Source organism: Streptomyces sp. DT2A-34, assembly GCF_030499515.1.
Lineage (GTDB): Bacteria > Actinomycetota > Actinomycetes > Streptomycetales > Streptomycetaceae > Streptomyces.
Window position 1 is genome coordinate 9894551 of record NZ_JASTWJ010000001.1, and the last position, 19264, is coordinate 9913814.

At 69.8% G+C, this 19264-nt stretch carries 11 protein-coding genes and 2 pseudogenes; 8 read left to right on the forward strand and 5 right to left on the reverse strand.

Annotated features, from left to right (window positions below):
- Positions 1 to 28: 28 nt before the first annotated feature.
- The 4 genes and pseudogenes from QQM39_RS44200 to QQM39_RS44215 all read right to left on the reverse strand — a co-directional run.
- Positions 29 to 1081, reverse strand: a complete 1053-nt coding sequence (locus QQM39_RS44200) for a radical SAM protein (protein ID WP_302003933.1) — start codon at positions 1079 to 1081, stop codon at positions 29 to 31.
- A 403-nt stretch (positions 1082 to 1484) separates the two neighbouring features.
- A pseudogene (locus QQM39_RS44205) lies at positions 1485 to 1731 on the reverse strand (hypothetical protein); the annotation flags it as partial.
- A 64-nt stretch (positions 1732 to 1795) separates the two neighbouring features.
- Positions 1796 to 1954, reverse strand: a complete 159-nt coding sequence (locus QQM39_RS44210) for a hypothetical protein (RefSeq protein ID WP_302003964.1) — start codon at positions 1952 to 1954, stop codon at positions 1796 to 1798.
- Positions 1946 to 2100, reverse strand: a pseudogene (locus QQM39_RS44215) (telomere-binding protein TapR2); the annotation flags it as partial. The gene QQM39_RS44210 and the pseudogene QQM39_RS44215, both read right to left, overlap by 9 nt.
- A 664-nt stretch (positions 2101 to 2764) precedes the next feature.
- On the opposite strand from QQM39_RS44215, the gene fxsT reads away from it, so the two are divergent.
- From fxsT to QQM39_RS44245, 6 genes are all read left to right on the forward strand, one after another.
- Positions 2765 to 6757: an FxSxx-COOH system tetratricopeptide repeat protein gene (gene fxsT / locus QQM39_RS44220; RefSeq protein WP_302003199.1), complete on the forward strand. Its 3993-nt coding sequence runs from the start codon at positions 2765 to 2767 to the stop codon at positions 6755 to 6757.
- A 227-nt stretch (positions 6758 to 6984) separates the two neighbouring features.
- Positions 6985 to 9507, forward strand: a complete 2523-nt coding sequence (locus tag QQM39_RS44225) for a tetratricopeptide repeat protein (protein WP_302003200.1) — start codon at positions 6985 to 6987, stop codon at positions 9505 to 9507.
- Positions 9508 to 9647: 140 nt separating this feature from the next.
- Positions 9648 to 10445 (forward strand): oxygenase MpaB family protein, encoded by a 798-nt coding sequence (locus tag QQM39_RS44230; RefSeq protein WP_302003934.1) that lies wholly within the window; start codon positions 9648 to 9650, stop codon positions 10443 to 10445.
- A gap of 64 nt (positions 10446 to 10509) precedes the next feature.
- The gene (locus QQM39_RS44235; RefSeq protein ID WP_302003201.1) at positions 10510 to 12747 is read left to right on the forward strand and encodes a serine/threonine-protein kinase; all 2238 of its coding nucleotides are present in this window, start codon (positions 10510 to 10512) and stop codon (positions 12745 to 12747) included.
- Positions 12748 to 12826: 79 nt separating this feature from the next.
- On the forward strand, positions 12827 to 14404 hold the full coding sequence (locus QQM39_RS44240) for an NAD(P)/FAD-dependent oxidoreductase (RefSeq protein WP_302003203.1): 1578 nt from the start codon (positions 12827 to 12829) through the stop codon (positions 14402 to 14404).
- Positions 14405 to 14484: 80 nt separating this feature from the next.
- Positions 14485 to 14676 carry a DUF2795 domain-containing protein gene (locus tag QQM39_RS44245; protein WP_302003204.1) on the forward strand — a complete coding sequence of 64 codons (192 nt, stop codon included), beginning with the start codon at positions 14485 to 14487 and terminating at the stop codon, positions 14674 to 14676.
- 21 nt (positions 14677 to 14697) lie between these two features.
- On the opposite strand, the gene QQM39_RS44250 is transcribed toward QQM39_RS44245, so the two are convergent.
- A complete protein-coding gene (locus QQM39_RS44250; RefSeq protein WP_302003205.1) occupies positions 14698 to 16464 on the reverse strand; it encodes a serine hydrolase in 1767 nt (588 codons plus the stop codon).
- Between the two features lie 128 nt (positions 16465 to 16592).
- Here QQM39_RS44250 and QQM39_RS44255 point away from each other — a divergent pair, with 128 nt between their 5' ends.
- Both QQM39_RS44255 and QQM39_RS44260 read left to right on the forward strand, forming a co-directional pair.
- Positions 16593 to 17702 (forward strand): nitronate monooxygenase family protein, encoded by a 1110-nt coding sequence (locus QQM39_RS44255; protein WP_302003206.1) that lies wholly within the window; start codon positions 16593 to 16595, stop codon positions 17700 to 17702.
- Positions 17699 to 19252, forward strand: a complete 1554-nt coding sequence (locus QQM39_RS44260) for an acyl-CoA synthetase (RefSeq protein ID WP_302003208.1) — start codon at positions 17699 to 17701, stop codon at positions 19250 to 19252. The genes QQM39_RS44255 and QQM39_RS44260 overlap by 4 nt, the downstream gene beginning before the upstream one ends.
- The last annotated feature ends 12 nt before the right edge of the window (positions 19253 to 19264 follow it).

The window sequence follows — 19264 nt, forward strand, 5'->3', positions numbered from 1 at the left end:
AGATTTGGTTCCGGAGTGTTTTGGCTGGTCAGGATTGGCACAGCAGCGCTCCTTCAGTCTTCGCTTGATGGAGGTTTCGGCAGAAATTCGTTTCGGTACCATCGAGCCGTCCAAGCTCGAAGTACTTGTTCGCCGGCCAGCTTCCGCCACAGGCGACGGCGTAGCGGCAGGTCCGGCGACACGCGTCCACACCGGCGAGGGCTTCGCGGACCCACGGAACCGAGCCCGCCGTGCGCAGAAGATCCTCAAGGGAGTTCCGCAACACGTTGCCCACCGTGAAAGCCCCATGCCTCGGATGTCGGAAGCCCGCGAGATCTGGGGACATGACAGTCACCTCTCCGTTGTACGACACAGTAGGAATGGGCTCCACGGGCATACTCAGGACCTCCGCTGCAGTGATCCCCGATCGCACCGCGTCGTAGCAGTTTGCGACCGACTCAAGTTCCCGCAGCCGCACCACTGGGTTCGCCCGCCACTGCGTGAAGAGTTCGGCGAAGAAGCCCGCCCATTCGCATTTGTCTGTCGGCGAGCCTTCACCATGGGAACCCTTCGTTTCCTCGGGGAGGATTCCCAGTACTTCCGCTCCGATCTCGCAGGCGTGGACGTAGAGCAACCGAGCGACCTCGGGCGCGGGATCGCGCACCACGGAAAGCACGTGAAAGGGGGTTCCATGGCGCCTTAACACCGCGATCCCGGCCGCAATCCTCTGCCAGGCGGGGGCACCCCCGCGTGTGACCCTGCCCGCGTTCATGCCCCGTGGCCCGTCGATGCTCACGGACACCCGAACGTGGTACCGGTCGAACAGGTCGCACCATGCCTCATCGATCAAGGTCGCATTCGTCTGGATGTGATGAGCGGTGCCGGGAGGCCAGTCGGAGAGTAGGTCCTCGAATTTCCGGACACCGACTGTGAGCGGCTCTCCCGCGTGCCAGAGGACCTCCATCTGGTGCCCGGAGTCCATCCAGCGGGCCGCGGACTCCGCGGCTGCACGATTGACGGCGGCCGACATGTCGAGGCGCTTCCCCCGGTCGGGCAGGTAGCAATATGTGCAATCAAGATTGCACAAGGTTGTCGGCTGCATCACCAGGACGGACGGTCGCCGCCCGAGAGCCGCCCCGCTGTCACCGCCGGACGCGGAATCCACGCACACCCTCCTACGGTCATCGCACAGGGAGCCTTGTCATGGAACGGTGGCGCAGCCGAGCCTGTCAATGGCGCCGTCAGCAAGGCGGTGTGGAGTGCGAGGGTCCGCTTCTCCACTGCCCGGGACCACTGGCTTCGCGCTCGTGCCCCTGGAAGACCTCGGTCACCCCGACGCGGTCGACGTGAGGGCCGATCTGGTCGGCCCCTGATCGGGATCCGGCTGGCCTGCCCGGATGAATGAGTCCGATGTCTGGGCCGGCCGAGCCCAGGGCGAAGCGGGTCCGTCCGCTCGTCTGTGACGACAGATCTGGCCGTGCTACTGGCGGAACTGTATGTGTGCATCACGACCGATGGAGCCCTGTCTCACCGCCATGGGCACGGGTGTTGTCGGAGCGGAAGTACATCTCCGCGAGAGCTTCGGCAGCGATGCACTGGAGCTGCTGCTGCTGCTGCTGCTGCTCGCTGGCGTCGGCGTCGCGGGCCTCGAAGAGGCGGCCTGCCCAATTGCGGGGTAGGGCCTGGGTGATGTCGCGGATGCGGGCGTCGTCGGTTGTGCCCCGGCGCGGCGGTGAACCCGAAGCGGGCCCGGGGTGGAGACGACCAAGCCGTCCGTGGATGGGGCATGCAGGGCAGGGGCCTTGCCCGCGTCTGTCTACGGCAGGACGTCCAGCGGGGAGAGACTGGCGGAGGGGTGGACGATGCCGTCCGTAGCAATCGCGGCGGGGTAGCGGCCGGTCACGGCAGCAGTCTTGAGGATGTTGCGGCGCATTCCGAACCCGACCGCGGCCAGTACGGCGGCCCGGAGTCCCATCGCGTACGACCCACGGTCGGGGTGGCGTACCGGGCCGGTCGGTCGCCCTTCGGCGTGAACGGGCTGGGGAGCCGGTCGGCGTCGAGTGTGCGGCTGCCGTCGATCCGTATGCGGGCGCGGTCGACATGGGAGAGGTCGACCAGCCACAAGTCGGGGCAGTGACGGGTCGAACGTGGGGTTGCCGGTGAGGTGGGTGAGGCCTTCACAGCCGGCGTCGCCGACAAGTTGCCCCGGCCAACACCAACCCCAGCCGCTACAACGGATGTTGGGAAGGCGCATTTCGCGGACATCGACCGTCAAAGGGCGGTTTGATGGCCCTGTGCGGCGGTGGAGGAAATACGCGCTCGTCGCGTGCGCAGCCGTGTGCGAGACAGCGGCCGTGTGTTTGGTGGCATTCGCAATCTCCACGCATCCGGCGACCGCGGACCGGCTTGGCAGCGTGATCGGGGCGATCGCAGGGCTCGTGGGCTTGGCGGTCTCGGCGTGGACGCTCGCCGGTTCAGGGCGTTTCTCTGCCGAGGCGCATGATGGTGCCGTAGCGTCAGGCGGCCACGTGGGGCGTGTCCTCGTCGGCCATCACAACGAGGCAGCGCCACGCGCAGTCCCGGCGCGCGCTCCAGCCAGCCCTCGAGTGGCAGCGTGCGTGCCTCGGGAGCATGCGGCACAGCTGCCGCAGGAGTGCGCCGGCAGTGGCCGCCAAGCTCCGTCGGCTGCGGTACGTCAATTCGCCACTGTTCCAGATCGGCGGGTCTGTTCGGACCTTCCGGAATCCGGTGAGGACCTGTTGGGATGCTGAGTGGGAGGCCGACCATGACCGACGAGGGCACAGGCAGGATCATCACCTTCTACTCGTACAAGGGCGGCACGGGGCGGACGATGGCGCTGGCCAACACGGCCTGGATCCTGGCCTCCTCGGGCAAGAGCGTCCTGGTGGTCGACTGGGACCTCGACGCTCCGGGTCTGGACCGCTTCCTGCACCCCTTCCTGAGCGAGAGCCAGCTGCGCTCCACGCCGGGGGTGCTCGAACTGGTCAGCCGCTCCACCCAGTTCATGCTCCAGGCCCTGAACATGGCCGAGCAGACGCGTCAGCTCGAACTGGATTCCGAACTGTCGGCCGCGGCCGACGCCTGGGCGAGCGACGGGATCGCGCTCAACAGCTGCCTCATCCAGGTCGACTGGGAGTTCCCCGAGGGCGGCCAGCTCTCCTACCTCCCGGCCGGCACGAAGAACAAGGGCTACCTCTCGGCGTTCTCGCAGTTCAACTGGAAGCCCTTCATGGACGGGCCGCCGGCGACCAGGTTCCTGGAAGGTCTCAAGCGCGAGTTCGTCGAGAACTTCGACTACGTCCTCATCGACAGCCCTACCGGACTCAACGACATCTCCGACATCTGCACCGTCAACCTGCCCAACGTTCTCGTCACTTGCTTCACCCCCAGCAGCCAGAGCATCGAGGGCGCGGCCGGCGTCGCCGAACGCATCGACGGGATGCTGTACGGCAACCGGGACATCAGGATCCTGCCCGTGCCCATGCGGGTGGAGAACGCCGAGGCGGACCGGCTGAACGCCGCCCGGGGACAGATCCAGTACCGCTTCGACCGGATCGTGCGCAAGCACATCACCGACCGGGACCCGGAGGACTACTGGGGAAGCGTGGAGATCCCCTACCGGCCCATCTACTCCTACGAGGAGACGCTCGCCCCGTTCCGCGAGCAACCCGGGGACCCCAAGAGCCTGCTGGCCGCCTACGAGAGACTCACCGAGGTCATCACGGACGGCCGGGTCGTCTCGATACCCCGAATCGACGAGACGCTGCGCCGCAAGACCCTCGACCGGTACACCCGCCACCGCCCGCCGCGCATCTCCGACGTCTACGTCAGCTTCGTTCCCCAGGACCGGAGTTGGGCCAACTGGGCGGGCGCGGTTCTGGAACAGGCCGGTTTCAGGGTCTGCCTGGCGCAGGAGGGTACGGCCGAGGGCGCCCAGGGCGGGGACGAGATCGAAAGCGGCGTCGAGTCGGCCTCTCGCACCCTGGTCATCTTCTCCGAGACCTACCTGAGGTCGTCCCGCTTCCGCACCACCTGGGAGGCGGTCCACGCGGAGGGCGACCGGCGCTCGCACCAGCTGGTCTCGATGCAGGTCGACCGGATGCTGTCACTGGACGCGCCCTTCACGGAACAGCTCGCCGACATGACCCGTTGCGACACCGGAGAGGCGGCCCGTGAGGCCCTGCTGGCCGCCTTCGGCCGCACCCCGGAGTCACTGACGCGCAATCACTTCACCGGGGTCGAGTCGAAGCTGCCCCGCTACCCGGGCGCTGAACCTCCGGTCTTCGCGGTCCCGATGCGCACGTCGTCCTTCACCGGACGGACGGAGCTGCTGGAGGGCGTCCGGGAGAAGCTGTGGAGCGAGGACAACCGCGCTCTCGTGCTCAAGGGCATGGGCGGCGTGGGGAAGACCTTGTTGGCCCAGGAGTTCGCCTACCGCTACAAGAGCGACTACGACGTCATCTGGCACATCCAGGCCGAGCAGAGGCTCCTGGCCGTCGAGCAGTACGCGGCCATGGCCGAGCAACTGGGTTTGCCCGTGCGGACGAATCCCACCGACACCGCCAAGGCGGTGTACGAAGCGCTCAACCACGGTGAGCCGTACGGCAGTTGGCTGCTGATCCTCGACAACGTCACGGAGGCCGGCTACCTCCCCGAGTTCATGATGGACGGCCGGGGTGGCCACATCCTGATCACCAGCCAGCGCGCCGAGGGCTGGGGACGTCTCGTGGACACCGTCGACGTCCCCGTGTTCGAGCGGGACGAGAGCATCGCCCACCTGCACAGCCGACTGCCCGACTGCGGCTGGACGGAGGCCGACCAGATCGCGGAGGCCCTGGGTGACCTGCCGATCGCGATCTCACGCGCCGCGGCCTATATCGAGCAGACCGGAGTCGACGTCCGCAGCTACATCAAGCAACTCCAGCCCCAGGCCACCGGAGCCCCGGACGACAACACGGTCGGCGAAGTCGTCAGTTCGAGCACCTACACCTGGGAGCTCGCCCTCGGACAGCTGAGGGAGAAGTTCCCGTCCGCGGTGAAGCTCCTGCAGATCTGCTCGTACTACAGCCCCGAGCCGATCTCCATGGATCTGCTGGAAGGCTTCGAGGTTTCCCGGGCACTCGGCGGGGTCCGCACGGTCTCCCGCGCCTACAAGGAGCTGAGCAGGTTCTCCCTGGTCACGGTGGACCGCGGGACCCGGAGCGTGACGGTGCACCGGATGATGCAGATCGCCATGCGGGAGGAGATGACCGACGCGGAGCGCGAGGCGGCGCAGGAAGTGGTGTACCGCTCGCTGATCGCCGCCAGGCCGAGCGGTGACGACCCCGAGAACCCCAACACCTGGGAGAAGTACCGCATCATCTGGCCGCATCTCGGCACCCCGTGGGCCCAGACCACGGCCGACGAGGGCATCAGGGAACTCTTCGTGGACCGGGTGCGCCAATTGCGCCGTCGTGGCGAGCTGTCCCAGGCCATGGACTACAGCTGCCGGCGCGTGGACGCCTGGTCCGCGGGGGGCTCGCCGGACGAACGCTGGACGCTCCACATGCGTTTCCAGATCGCCAACATCCTGCGCGCCCAGGGCATATACGAGGAGTCATTCTCCCTCGACCAGGAGGTCCTGGAGCGACAGCTCGCCGTGCTCGACGACGTGGACGACCAGCACATCCTCATGACCACCGGTAGCATCGCGGCCGATCTGCGGGGCCTCGGCCGGCTGACGGAGGCACTGCGGTACGACGAGGAGACGTACCAGAGGTACGAGCTCATCTACGGTGAGGACCACGCGCGCACCCTCAGCGCGGCCAACAACCTCGCGGTCGCCCTACGCCTCTCCGGCGACTGCTACAGGGCCCGCGAACTGGACCGCAGCACGCTGGAACTGCGTGAGGCGATCCAGCTCCACGACCATCCGCTGACCATCGAGTCCGCGGTGAACCTCGGCCGCGACCTGCGTGACTGCGGTGACTACGAGGAATCCGTCACCCTGCTGAAGCGCGCCTACGAGCGCTGTCTGCGCAACCCTCGTCTCACCCAGGGCTCACCCACCGTACTCAACACGGCCAAGGGGCTGGCCGGTTCACTGCGCGCGGCGGGCCGGCCGGTGGAGGCCGAGGAACTCGTGCGCCACGTGCTGCGGAGCACGCCCGACGGCGAGAACGGGTCCTCCGCCGACAAGCTGCTGCTGGAGATGAGCCTGGCCGGCGACCTGGCCGCCCAGGGACGTCTCGACGAGGCGCTGGCCCTGATCCGCGGGGTCCGGGACGGTTTGAGGGACAACCTGGGAGAGGGCCACTCCCACACTGTGGCCTGTTCGGTCAACTACGCGGTCCTGCTGCTCGGTGACGTCGAGGCCATTCACCCGGAGTCGGCGGCCGAGGCACGGGAGTTGCTGCGCCGGGCCCAGGAGCAGTTCAGCGATCTCCACGGCGAGTACCACCCCCATGTGCTGATCTGCCGCGCGAACCTGGCGGTCGCGGAAGCGGCACTGGGGGAGGGGGAGGAAGCCCGACGGGACTGCTCCGAGGCGTACGAACTCCTCAAGGAGATCCTTGAGCCCACGCACCCCTCGACCCTGACCTGCGCGGGGAACCTCGCCGTCATCCTCAGCCGCCTGGGCCGGGCGGACGAGGCCCGCACCCAGCACCATGACGCGCTGGCCGCGCTGAGCAAGCGCATCGGCAGGGAGCACCCACGGGTGCTGTCCCTCCAGGAGTGGGATCTCAGCTGCCTCGACCTGGAGCCGCACCCGATATAGGGGCGGACGGCTGCTGCCTCGACACCTCAGCACCACGCATAGTGGATCTTGTCGCCTCGCTTGCCTTCACGCCGCCGGTGCTGCAGCGCGCCTACGAGCACCAAGTCCCTGTCGAAGCGGAGCGGTTGAGGGCCCGTCGGATCCGGAGTTCGCGGTTGAGAGTGTGTCACCGTCTCCGCTGGGCATACTCCGTCTGCTCAGCGGAAGCAGGGTAGAAATGGGGGTAGATGGCCAGCATCCTCGTCGGCCGACGACGTGAAGTGCTGCTCCTGTCCTCGGGCCCTGTCCTCGGGGCGGCCGTGGGCGCGGTGACCAACCTGGTCACCTCCACCTGGAGTTGGTGGCTCTTCGGCGCGCTTCTGGTGCTGATCTCCCTCGCCTCCGCCGGCGCCGCCCTGGTGCCCGGCAGTGGTTCCAGCGGTGTCGGCTCCACCTACCAGAACCCTCCTTGCACCCTTCCCCCGGGCACCGCGGTGTTCGCCGGGCGTGACCGGGAACTGCGCAGACTCCTCGACGCCCGCCCGCCCAGAAGCGGCTCCCGACCCCTTGTCTGCATCATCACGGGCCGGTCGGGCAGCGGCAAGACGGAGTTGGCCGTCCAGGCCGCGCACCTGCTCGCGGAGCGGTACCCGGCGGGGCAGCTCTTCCTCGCCTACCGCAGCCACGCCGATCCGGCCGGCCGGATCGACCCGCTGGACGCCCTGTCCGCGCTCCTGGTCGCGGTCGGCGCCGCCCAGAACCCCGCGAGCCTGGGGCTGGCCGGCATGAGCGGGCAATGGCAGTCCGTCGTGGGACACAAGCCGTTCCTGCTCGTGCTCGACGACGTCGACAACACCTCCCAGGTGCTGGAAGTCCTTCCCCGATCCCCCCACTCCCTCGTCCTGCTCACCAGTCGGCGCATGATTCCTGGAATCGATGCGGACGTGCACGTCGAGATCGACACGCTGACCGCGGAAGCCGCACGCTCCGTCCTCCACACCATCCTGCGGCGGGGCTCGCGCACCGTCGACGACTCGGTGATCGACGGACTGGTCGAGACGTACCGGCTGCCGCTCACGGTGAGGCACATCGCGGACCGGATCGTCGCCGAGCACGTGCCGCCGGGCCCGCCCACCGGGCCCGGCGGCCGCCACCTTCGCGGTGTCGGGCTCGAACCGATGCTGGCGACGATCCAGGCCCTCGAGCCGTCGCACCGTCTGGTCCTCCGACGGGCTGCCCTCCACCCAGGGCCCCATGTGACGGCCGAGATCGCGGCGGCCCTGGCGAGCCTGAGCCTCAGGGACGCCGGACGCTCCCTCACCGTGCTCCATCATCAGGGCCTGCTCGTGAGACCCGACCCGCACGGGTACGGGTTCCACGATCTGATGCGATCGCTGGCTCAGCCGGAGGAAACGGTGCAGAACGACGAAGCGTCCGCGCAGGCCCGAGAGAGGCTGTTCGAGCTGATGGCGTGCCTGCTGAAGCGGGCGAACACCTTCATCTCCGCGCCCCTGGAGCTGCCTGTGCCGGACAGCGTCCATGCGGGGCCTGTTGACCCGATGACGGAGCAACAGGCCCTGGAGTGGTTGGACCACCACTTCGACGACCTGCGGTCGGTGGCACGACTGGCCATCGGGTGCGCCTGGCCCAAGAGCTGGTGGCTGACAGCCGGGCTCGCCTACTTCATGCGCATCCGGAGGAACCTGGTCCAGGCCGAGGAGCTGAACACGGCGGCGTTGCAGATCGCACTCGTGTCGGGAGACCTGTCCGGTCAGGCTCACTGCCGCGCCCAACTGGGCACCCTGCATCGGGTGTCGGGTCGGTACAGCTCGGCCGAGGAACACTCTCGTACGGCGATGAGCATCTTCGCCGATCTACGGCCGGGCGAGCCGCGCAACCAGGCGTATTGCGCGAGCGAACTGGGCAGAATTCTCTACCACTTGGCGAGATACGAGTTCGCGCGCGACATCACGCAGCAGGCGGTCGATCTCTACCGCGCCACCTCCGACCAGCGTGGCGAGGCCGACGGACTCGGTGTCCTCGGGCTGATCAGCAGAGCGACCGGCGACTACCAAGGAGCACGCGAAGCCCTCACGGAGGCGTATGCGATCTTCGCCGGCATGGGGAACCATCGCAACAGGGCATGGATCCTCATCGAACTCGGAACCATCGACCGGCTCACCGGAGACCACCACCGCGCACTGACACAGTTCTCCGAGGCTCTGGACATCTACTCCGACGCCACGGACCGCAACGGCTGCGCCTGGGCCCGCCGCGAGCTGGGGATCGTACAGAGGATCCTCGGACACTACGCCGAAGCCGGCTCCCTCCTCGAAACGGCTCTGCGCGAGTTCGAAGACCTGGGCAGCCCGCGGAACGTGGCGGATGCCCAGGTCGAACTCGGCTCCCTGCACCGGTCGATGGGCGACCTCGCCGCGGCACGCTCGTATGCGCAGGCCGCGCACGACATGTACGCCGGTATGGGCAACCGCCGGGGCGAAGTATGGGCGGAGGTGGAACTGGGGGCGCTCGACGCCGCGGAGGGTCAGTTGATCTCGGCAGCCGGCAGATTCGAGCGGGCGCGGAGGGTCTACGAGGACATAGGTGACCGTTCCGGTGACGCGCGGGTCCAGCTGGAACTGGGCAGACTCGAACTCGCCCGGGGAGACCGCGCAAAAGCAAGGAACCACCTCAATGCGGCTCTCACGCTCTACACCCAGCTCAATGCCCCGCACAGCGGGGAGGCCCGTGATCTCCTCGCCGGGATGTGAAGCTGCCCATCCAGTTGGCAAAGGTCCAGGTCAACGCGGCGCTCTGGAGAGAGCCGGCAGCTGTGGGCACACTTGCGGGTGTGGACGCCATACGCACCGGTGACCCCGGCCTGTTCGGCCCGAGCTCCGTGACCTGGCAGATGCACGGCGACCCCATCATGTGGGTCGCCGGAGTCCGCGCGCTCTACCTCCAGGCCCTGCACCCGCGCGCCGTGCGCGGCGTCATGCAGAACTCCGACTTCCGCCGGGACGCCTGGGGCCGGCTCCTGCGCACCGCCAACTTCGTCGGGACGATCACGTACGGCACCGCCGAGGCCGCCGAGAAGGCCGGCGCCCGGGTGCGGAAGATCCACAGCATGCTGAGCGCGACCGACCCCGACACGGGCGAGCGGTACGGCGTCGACGAACCCGAGCTGCTGCTGTGGGTGCACTGCGCCGAGATCGACTCGTATCTGCAGGTCGCGCGCCGCTCCGGGCTTCGCCTCACCGACGCGCAGGCCGACCGCTACCTGGCCGAACACCGGGTCAGCGCCCGCCTGGTGGGCCTCGACCCGGACGCCGTACCGGCGAACCAGCAGGAGATGGCGGCGTACTTCGAGAAGGTGCGCCCCGAGCTCGCGTGCGGTCTCGAGGCACGCGCGGTGGACGACTTCCTGCTCCGCCCGCCGACGCACCCCCTTCTCGTCCCGGCGCGCGAGGTGCTGTGGCGGCGCGTGGCGCATCTGGCGTACGCCGCCCTGCCGCCGTACGCCCACGAGTTGTACGGCAGACCGGCCCCGAAACCCGCCACCGTCACCCGTCAGTTGCGTGCCACAGGCACCCTGCTGCGCTGTGTTCCCGCACGTCTGCGCTGGCAACTCCCGCCGAAACACATCCTGCGCGCCATGGCCCGGCTCGGTCCCGGCTCGCGCCCGGCACCGTACAAACTCGGACGATAGCTCGCCATACTGGACGAGCCGGGGGAGGGTGGGGGCGGACCGTGACGGGGGGCGATCGCGGGAGATGGGGGACAGCAGGCTGATCCAGGGCCGGTACCGGCTGCTCGATCCGATCGGGCGCGGCGGTATGGGCGAGGTGTGGCGTGCGCGCGACGAGTCGCTGGGCCGGCAGGTCGCCGTGAAGTGCCTCAAGCCGCTGGGACCGCACCACGACCAGTCCTTCACCCGTGTCCTGCGGGAGCGGTTTCGGCGTGAGGCCCGGGTGGCCGCGGCGCTTCAGCACCGCGGGGTGACCGTCGTCCACGACTTCGGCGAGTCCGACGGCATCCTGTTCCTGGTCATGGAGTTGCTTCAGGGCCGCAACCTCAGCCAGCTCCTGGAGGACAACAAGCACCACCCGCTGCCCGTCCCGGACGTGGTCGAGATCGCCGACCAGGTCGCCGCCGCCCTCGCCTACACCCACCAACAGGGCATCGTGCACCGCGACCTGAAGCCCGCCAACATCATGCGGCTCGCCGACGGCACGGTGAAGATCTGCGACTTCGGCATCGCCCGCCTCGGCCACGACATCGGCTTCACCTCCCGGCTGACCGGCACCGGCATCGCGATGGGCACCCCGCACTACATGTCGCCGGAACAGATCAGCGGAAGCGAGGTGGACCAGCGCAGCGACCTGTACTCGCTGGGCTGCGTACTTTACGAGATCGCCACCGGAGTACCGCCGTTCGACCTCGACGACCCCTGGGCGATCCTCGTCGGCCACCGCGACACCCCGCCCCGGCCGCCGCGCGACCACCGCGCCGAGCTGCCCGAGTACCTCGAGAAGGTCATCCTGGACCTGCTGGCCAAACGTCCCGAGGAACGCCCGCACGACGGACGCGAGTTGGGACGCCGGATCGGTCTGGGCCGTACGACACCGACGTACGTGCCCACCGTGGTGACCCCGCAGCCGGACCTCAGGCCACCGGCGCCCCTGGCCCGCGAACCCCGCCTGCCGTCCTGGACCCGTGGCATGACCACCGGCCACAAGGCCACCGGCGCCGGACTGCGCACCACACCCCCCGACGCCGGGGCCGGCCTCACCGGCGAGTGGGTCCCGCGGCCGACCACCGGCCGCCCCGAGGAGACCGCCGTACCGGACGAGCCCGACGCCCCTTCCGCGGCGACGCTCACCGCGCTGGCCGGACGGCACAACGCCGGGCTCAGCCTGGGCCGGCTCGGCCGCTGGACCGAGGCGGGCGAGGTGCACCGGGCCGTCGCCGCCGAGCGCGAGCACCTCCTCGGCCCCGACCACCCGGACACCCTCGCCAGCCGCTACGAGGTCGCCTTCACCCTCAGCCGCACCGGCCGCGCCGCCGACGCCCTGCGCGAGTACAAGCACGTCGCCCGCGCCCGCAGCCTCGCCCTGGGCCCGGACCACCCGGAGACGCTGGCCGTCCGGCAGGAAATGGCTTACGTTCTCGGCCAGTTGGGCCGTCACTTCGACGCGCACCAGGTCTACGCGTCGGTGCTGACGGCACGGGAACGCACCATGGGCGCCGATCACCCCGACACCCTGCGCTGCCGCCACAACCTCGCCTTCAACCTCAGCAGGCTGGGCCGTCTGGAGGACTCGTACCGCATGGCCGAGGAGGTCGCCGCGGCCCGCGCCCGCGTCCTCGGCCCCCATCACCCCGACACCCTGGTCACCCGCTACGAAGTCGCCTATGCGCTGGGCCAGTTGGGGCGCTGGGCGGAGGCCCTGCGGACCTACCGCGAGGTCGCCGAGGCGCGCGGGCAGGCCCTCGGCCCGGACCACCCCGACACCCTCGCCGCCCGCTACGAGGTCGGCATCAGCCTCGGCCGACTCGGCCGCAGCGCGGAGGCGCTCCAGCTCTACCGCGACCTCATCGACGACCGCACCCGCGTCCACGGCCCCGCCCACCCCGAGACCCTCCGCGCCCGCCACGGCCTCGGCGTCAACCTCGGCCGGCTCGGCCGCTGGGAGGAGGCCCTCGCCGAATCCCGTGACGTGTGCGCGATCCGCGAGCGCGTGCTGGGCCCCGACCATCCGGACACCCTGGTCAGCCGGCGCGAGGTCGCCGTGAGCCTCGGCTGGCTGGGCCGCTGGCCGGACGCGCTCACCGAGTACCGCAGGGTGGCCGCAGCCCGCGAGCGCGTCCTCGGCGCCGGCCACTCCGACACCCTCGCCAGCCGCAACGACGAGGCCCACTGCCTGGAACAGCTCGGGCGGGGCGCCGAGGCCGTCGAGCTGTACCGGAGGGTGGCGGTGCTGCGGCAGCGCGGGGCCGGCGGCCCGTGAGCCCGGTGGCGTCCCCGGCCGGTGACTCCTGCGCGGCCGACCTATGGCCGACCTAGATCATCACGTGTTACGAAGAACCATGCCTGCACACGAGGGACACCCGGGACACCGTACGTACGACGCGGTCATCGTCGGCGGAGGCCACAACGGCCTGGTCGCCGCCGCCTACCTGGCCCGGGCCGGACGGTCCGTGCTGGTGCTGGAGCGGCTGGAGCAGACCGGGGGCGCCGCCGTGTCCACGCGGCCGTTCACCGGCGTCGACGCACGGCTGTCGCGCTACTCGTACCTGGTCAGCCTGCTACCGAAGAAGATCGTCCGGGACCTCGGCCTGGACTTCCGCGTCCGCACGCGCAACGTCTCCTCGTACACGCCCGTGGAACGGGACGGACGGCCGACCGGACTGCTGGTCGGGGGTGGCGAGCGGCGCACCCGGGAGGCGTTCGCCCGGCTGACCGGCGGCGATGCCGAGTACGCGGCCTGGCGGCGGTTCTACGGCATGACCGGTGAGGTCGCCCGGCGGGTGTTCCCGACGCTCACCGAACCCCTGCCGAGCCGCGATGAGCTGTGCCGCCGGGTGGACGACGAGGAGGCCTGGCGGATCCTCTTCGAGGAACCGATCGGCGTCGCGATCGAGGACCGCTTCGCGGACGACCTGGTGCGGGGCGTGGTCCTGACGGACGCGCTGATCGGCACGTTCGCCGACGCGCATGACGCGTCCCTGAAGCAGAACCGCTGCTTCCTGTACCACGTGATCGGCGGCGGCACCGGCGCTTGGGACGTCCCCGTGGGCGGCATGGGCGCTCTCACCGACGCCCTGGCCGCGGCGGCTCGTCAGGCGGGCGCGGACATCGCCACCGGTCACGAGGCGGTACGCATCGACACGGACGGCCGTACGGCGGAGATCACGTATCGGACGGCGGACGGTGAGGGCGTCGCCGCGGCCCGGCACGTCCTGGTGAACGCCTCCCCGCAGGAACTGGCCGCCCTCACCGGCGACACGCCCCCGACCCCCGCCGAGGGCGCCCAGCTCAAGGTGAACATGCTGCTCAAGCGCCTGCCCCGGCTGCGCGACAGCTCCGTCGACCCCCGCGAGGCCTTCGCCGGCACCTTCCACATCGCCGAGAGCTACGGCCAACTGGCCACCGCCCACACCCAGGCCGCCGCCGGGGAACTCCCGACCGCGCCGCCGTCCGAGATCTACTGCCACTCGCTGACGGACCCGACGATCCTCGGCCGCGACCTCGTCGAACGGGGCTACCAGACCCTCACCCTGTTCGGCCTGCACACGCCGGCCCGGCTCTTCGCACGCGACAACGACGCCGTACGCGAGGAACTGCTGAAGTCGACCCTCGCCCAGCTCGACGCCCACCTCGCCGAGCCGCTCGCCGACTGCCTGGCGACCGACGCAGACGGCCGCCCCTGCATCGAGGCCAAGACCCCGCTGGACCTGGAGCACGACCTGCGCCTGCCCGGCGGCAACATCTTCCACCGGGACCTGGCCTGGCCGTACGCCCAGGAGGGCACGGGCCGCTGGGGTGTGGAGACGCGGCACGCGAACGTGCTGCTGTGCGGGGCGGGCGCGGTGCGCGGGGGAGGGGTGAGCGGGGTGCCGGGGCACAACGCGGCGATGGCTGTCCTCCAAGCCGGCGAGGAGTGACGTACATGCCTCCGGCGAGGAGGGGGACTGGGCAGGACGGACAATTCGCTCGAATCGCCTCGACTCACGGGGAGGCTGCCATGGCCGATCTCAGCCCCACTGACCTGCAGAAGGCCCTCCGCGGCGCCGACTACCCGACCGACAAGCAGCACCTGGTGGAGCGAGCCCGCAAGAACCACGCCGACGAGAAGGTCGTCAGCCGCCTCGACGGCATGCGGCGTGACCGCTTCGACGGACCGAACGACGTCCAGAAGGCTGTCTTCAACGAGTAGCGACCCGTCACCAGGAGTGCTTCAGTCGGCCGACGGAGTCCACCCATTCGCCTCGATGCGCGCCCTGTCCGCCGGGCGCGCGTCGTCGAACAGGACACCGTCGGCCGTCTCGACGCGCACCCCGTCGACGTAGACCCCGCGGCCCACATACAGCCGGTCCGTCGCATACCGCCAGCGGAGCGCGAGCTGCCGCGCGGCGGGCATATCCGCCATGAGCCGGTGCCACACGCGGCCCGACCAGCCGGTGACCGTGCCGGTCGGGTGCGCTTGTGGCCGGTCGCCGTGGCGTGTCGTGGTGAAGGCCAACGGCTGCCATGTGGTCCCGCCGTCGCTGCTCGATTCCAGGGTGAGGACGTCCGGCTGCGGTTCGGTGTCCCACCACAGGGCGCAGCGCAGACATGTGTGGCCCGAAGACGTGTCGAGTGCGGGGAGCGTCAGGGTGGCGGTGGTGGTGTTCGTCATTCCGGAGAACCATGCGGTACGACCGTGCCGGGGTCGGACCGGTACGGCGCGGGCCATGTTGTCGGCGGCGGCGACCCGGGGCGCGGAGCCGGAGCGCCAACTGCGCACCGGGTGGACCGAGTTGCCCAGGACGACGAGGAAGGAGTCGGTCGTCGGGTCGAGGACCAGCGAGGTGCCGGTGAAACCGGTGTGCCCCGCGGTGCGCGGGGTGGCCATCGCACCCATGTACCAGTGCTGGTAGAGCTCGAAGCCGAGGCCGTGCTCGTCGCCGGGAAAGGCGGTGTTGAAGTCGGTGAACATCAGCTCCACCGACTCCGGCTCCAGGATGCGGGACCTGCCGTAGGAGCCGCCGTTGAGCAGCGTCCGGCCGAGGACCGCGAGGTCCCAGGCGTTCGAGAACACGCCCGCGTGGCCCGCGACCCCGCCGAGGCTGAAGGCGTTCTCGTCGTGCACCTCGCCCCACACGAGCCCACGGTCCAGGCCGGACCAGGGGCGCCGGGCGTCCTCCGTGGCCGCGATCTTCGGCTTCCAGGAAGCAGGCGGGTTGTAGCGGGTGCGGCGCATGCCGAGCGGGGCGGTGATCTCCTCGCGGAGGAGGGTGTCGAGCGTACGGCCGGTGACCTTCTCCAGGGCCAGCTGGAGGGAGATCAGGTTCAGGTCCGAGTAGAGGTACTTGGTGCCGGGCGTGTTCAGCGGCACCTCGTTCCAGATGAGTTGGAGCTTCTCCTCGTACGTCGGCGCGTTGTACAGCGGGATCCAGGCGCGGAATCCCGAGGTGTGGGTGAGGAGCTGACGGATCGTGATGTCCTGTTTGCCAGCGCGGCCGAAGTCGGGGAGGTAGGAGGCGACCGTCGACTCCAGCCCGAGCGCACCTCGCTCGATCTGCTGCACGGCGAGGATCGAGGTGAACAGCTTGGACACCGAGGCCAGATCGAAGACCGTGTCCTCGGCCATCGGGATCTGCTGGTCGGCCGGGAACTCGACGCCGGTGTCGGTCTTCTCGTCGTACGCCTGGTAGCGCACCGCCATGCCGATGGGCTGGTGCAGGGCTACGGTGCCGCCTCGTCCGGCGAGGAGCACGGCGCCCGCGTACCAGGGGTGCTTGGGGGAGGGGCCGAGGAACGTTTCAGTGTCGGTGACGAGTCGGCGGAGGTGGGCGGGGAGGAGGCCGGCGCGCTCGGGGGAACCGTGGCGCAGAGTGGGGTGAGCGGGGGCGGGGGCGGCTGCGGCCGGGGCGGCGGGTAAGGGTGCGAGGACCAGGGCTCCGCTCAAAGCCAAGGCGCCCAGCTGACGGCGGGTAGGTCTGGGGGCCGCTTCATCGGTCATCGTGAAACCTTGCTGTCGGGTGCCGGTCGTGTCAATGAGGTGTGTGCGTTCCACATGGTGGGCCGAGAAACTGACGGTCCATCAGGAAAGCCCTTCCGTCCTCCGGAGGACTCCGGCATCCTGCGCCCATGCAGACGGAGCTGAGCAAGAAACTGGGAGTCGAGCACGCCATCTTCGGCTTCACGCCGTTCCCCGCCGTCGCCGCGGCCATCAGCCGGGCCGGCGGCTTCGGAGTGCTCGGCGCGGTCCGCTACACAGCCCCCGACGAGCTCAAACGCGACCTCGACTGGATCGAGGCCCATGTCGACGGCAGGCCCTACGGTCTGGACGTCGTCATGCCCGCGAAGAAGGTCGAGGGCGTCACAGAAGCCGACGTCGAGGCGATGATCCCCGAAGGGCACCGGCAGTTCGTCCAGGACACCCTCGCCAAGTACGGCGTGCCCGAGCTGGCCGAGGGGGAGGCGTCCGGGTGGCGCATCACCGGGTGGATGGAGCAGGTCGCCCGCAGCCAGCTCGACGTCGCCTTCGACTACCCGATCAAGCTGCTCGCCAACGCCCTGGGCTCGCCGCCCGCGGACGTCGTGCAACGTGCCCATGACCGCGGTGTGCTGGTCGCCGCGCTCGCGGGTAGTGCCCGGCATGCCGTCAAGCACATGGAGGGCGGAATCGACATCGTGGTCGCCCAGGGCTATGAGGCGGGTGGCCACACCGGTGAGATCGCCTCCATGGTGCTCACGCCGGAGGTGGTGGAGGCGGTCGATCCGCTGCCCGTGCTGGCGGCCGGGGGGATCGGCAGCGGTCAACAGATGGCTGCCGCACTCAGCCTCGGCGCCCAGGGCGTGTGGCTGGGCTCCATATGGCTGACCACCACAGAGGCCGAACTCCCCTCACCCAAGCTCATCGAGAAGTTGCTGGCCGCCGGCTCCGGCGACACCGTGCGCTCCCGCGCCCTGACCGGCAAGCCCGCACGCCAGCTGCGCACCGAGTGGACCGACGCCTGGGACGACACGAACGGACCCGGCACCCTCCCCATGCCACTCCAGGGCCTGCTGGTCGCCGAGGCCGTCTCGCGCATCCAGAAGTACGAGGTCGAGCCGCTGCTCGGCACCCCCGTCGGCCAGATCGTGGGCCGGATGAACAGCGAACGCAGCGTCCAGGCCGTCGTCGACGACCTCACCCGCGGCTTCGAGCGAGCCGTCGATCGCATCAACCGCATCGCCGGAAGGAGCGGCCAGTGACGAGCACACCCCCCGCGGGCTTCTGGGCCCAGGCAGCGGCCGACCCCGACCCCACGGTCCTCGTCGCCCCCGACGGCGAGGAGTGGACCGCCGGCCGACTGCACGCCGCCGCCAACCGACTCGTCCACGGCCTGCGCGCGGCCGGGATGGAACGCGGCGACGCCTTCGCCGTCGTGCTGCCCAACAGCGTCGAGTTCTTCACCGCGTACCTCGCCGCCAGCCAGGCCGGGTTCTACCTGGTCCCCATCAACCACCACTTCGTCGGCCCCGAGATCGCCTGGATCGTCGCCGACTCCGGCGCCAAGGTGCTCCTCGCCCACGAACGCTTCGCCGCCCCCGCCCGCCACGCCGCCGAGGAAGCCGGCCTCCCCGGCACCCACCGATACGCGATCGGCACCGTCGAGGGCTTCCGGCCGTACGCCGAACTCCTCGACGGGCAACCGGAGTCGGCGCCGACGGACCGCGAGCTGGGCTGGGTCATGAACTACACCTCGGGCACCACCGGCCGACCGCGCGGCATCCGGCGGCCGCTGCCGGGCAAGGTCCCCGAGGAGGCGTACCTCGGCGGCTTCCTCGGCATCTTCGGCATCCGCCCGTTCGGCGACAACGTGCACCTGGTCTGCTCGCCGCTCTACCACACGGCCGTCCTCCAGTTCGCGGGGGCGTCCCTGCACATCGGTCACCGGCTGGTGCTGATGGACAAGTGGACGCCCGAGGAGATGCTCCGGCTGATCGACCGTGAGAGGTGCACCCACACCCACATGGTCCCGACCCAGTTCCACCGCCTGCTCGCCCTGCCCGAGGAGGTCCGGGCCCGCTACGACGTCTCCTCCATGCGGCACGCCATCCACGGCGCCGCCCCCTGCCCCGACCACGTGAAGCGGGCGATGCTCGACTGGTGGGGCCCCTGCGTGGAGGAGTACTACGCGGCCAGCGAGGGCGGCGGCGCCTTCGCCACCGCGCAGGACTGGCTGAAGAAGCCCGGCACGGTCGGCAAGGCCTGGCCCATCAGCGAACTCGCCGTCTTCGACGACGACGGCAACCGGCTCCCGCCCGGCGAACTCGGCACCGTCTACCTGAAGATGAACACCGGCGGTTTCGCCTACCACAAGGACGAGGCCAAGACGCAGAAGAACCGGATCGGCGACTTCTTCACCGTCGGCGACCTCGGCTACCTCGACGAGGACGGCTACCTCTTCCTCCGCGACCGCAAGATAGACATGGTCATCTCGGGTGGGGTGAACATCTATCCCGCCGAGATCGAGTCCGTGCTGCTCCAACACCCCGCCGTCGCCGACGCCGCCGCCTTCGGCATCCCGCACGACGACTGGGGCGAGGAGGTCAAGGCCGTCGTCGAGCCCGCCCCCGGTCACGAACCGGGCCCTGCCCTCGCCGCGGCGATCCTCGACCACTGCGCCGATCAACTCGCCGGCTACAAACGGCCCAAGAGCGTCGACTTCATCACCGAGATGCCGCGCGATCCCAACGGCAAGCTGTACAAGCGGCGGTTGCGGGACCCGTACTGGGAGGGGCGGGCGCGACCCGTGTGACCACGGCCCGGC

What these genes read in the sequence shown, in the direction of transcription:
- QQM39_RS44200 (WP_302003933.1), bottom strand. Translation starts at nt 1,081, where the DNA reads ATGCAGCCGACAACCTTGTGCAATCTTGATTGCACATATTGCTACCTG.
- QQM39_RS44210 (WP_302003964.1), bottom strand. Translation starts at nt 1,954, where the DNA reads ATGGGACTCCGGGCCGCCGTACTGGCCGCGGTCGGGTTCGGAATGCGC.
- fxsT (WP_302003199.1), top strand. Translation starts at nt 2,765, where the DNA reads ATGACCGACGAGGGCACAGGCAGGATCATCACCTTCTACTCGTACAAG.
- QQM39_RS44225 (WP_302003200.1), top strand. Translation starts at nt 6,985, where the DNA reads ATGGCCAGCATCCTCGTCGGCCGACGACGTGAAGTGCTGCTCCTGTCC.
- QQM39_RS44230 (WP_302003934.1), top strand. Translation starts at nt 9,648, where the DNA reads ATGCACGGCGACCCCATCATGTGGGTCGCCGGAGTCCGCGCGCTCTAC.
- QQM39_RS44235 (WP_302003201.1), top strand. Translation starts at nt 10,510, where the DNA reads ATGGGGGACAGCAGGCTGATCCAGGGCCGGTACCGGCTGCTCGATCCG.
- QQM39_RS44240 (WP_302003203.1), top strand. Translation starts at nt 12,827, where the DNA reads ATGCCTGCACACGAGGGACACCCGGGACACCGTACGTACGACGCGGTC.
- QQM39_RS44245 (WP_302003204.1), top strand. Translation starts at nt 14,485, where the DNA reads ATGGCCGATCTCAGCCCCACTGACCTGCAGAAGGCCCTCCGCGGCGCC.
- QQM39_RS44250 (WP_302003205.1), bottom strand. Translation starts at nt 16,464, where the DNA reads ATGACCGATGAAGCGGCCCCCAGACCTACCCGCCGTCAGCTGGGCGCC.
- QQM39_RS44255 (WP_302003206.1), top strand. Translation starts at nt 16,593, where the DNA reads ATGCAGACGGAGCTGAGCAAGAAACTGGGAGTCGAGCACGCCATCTTC.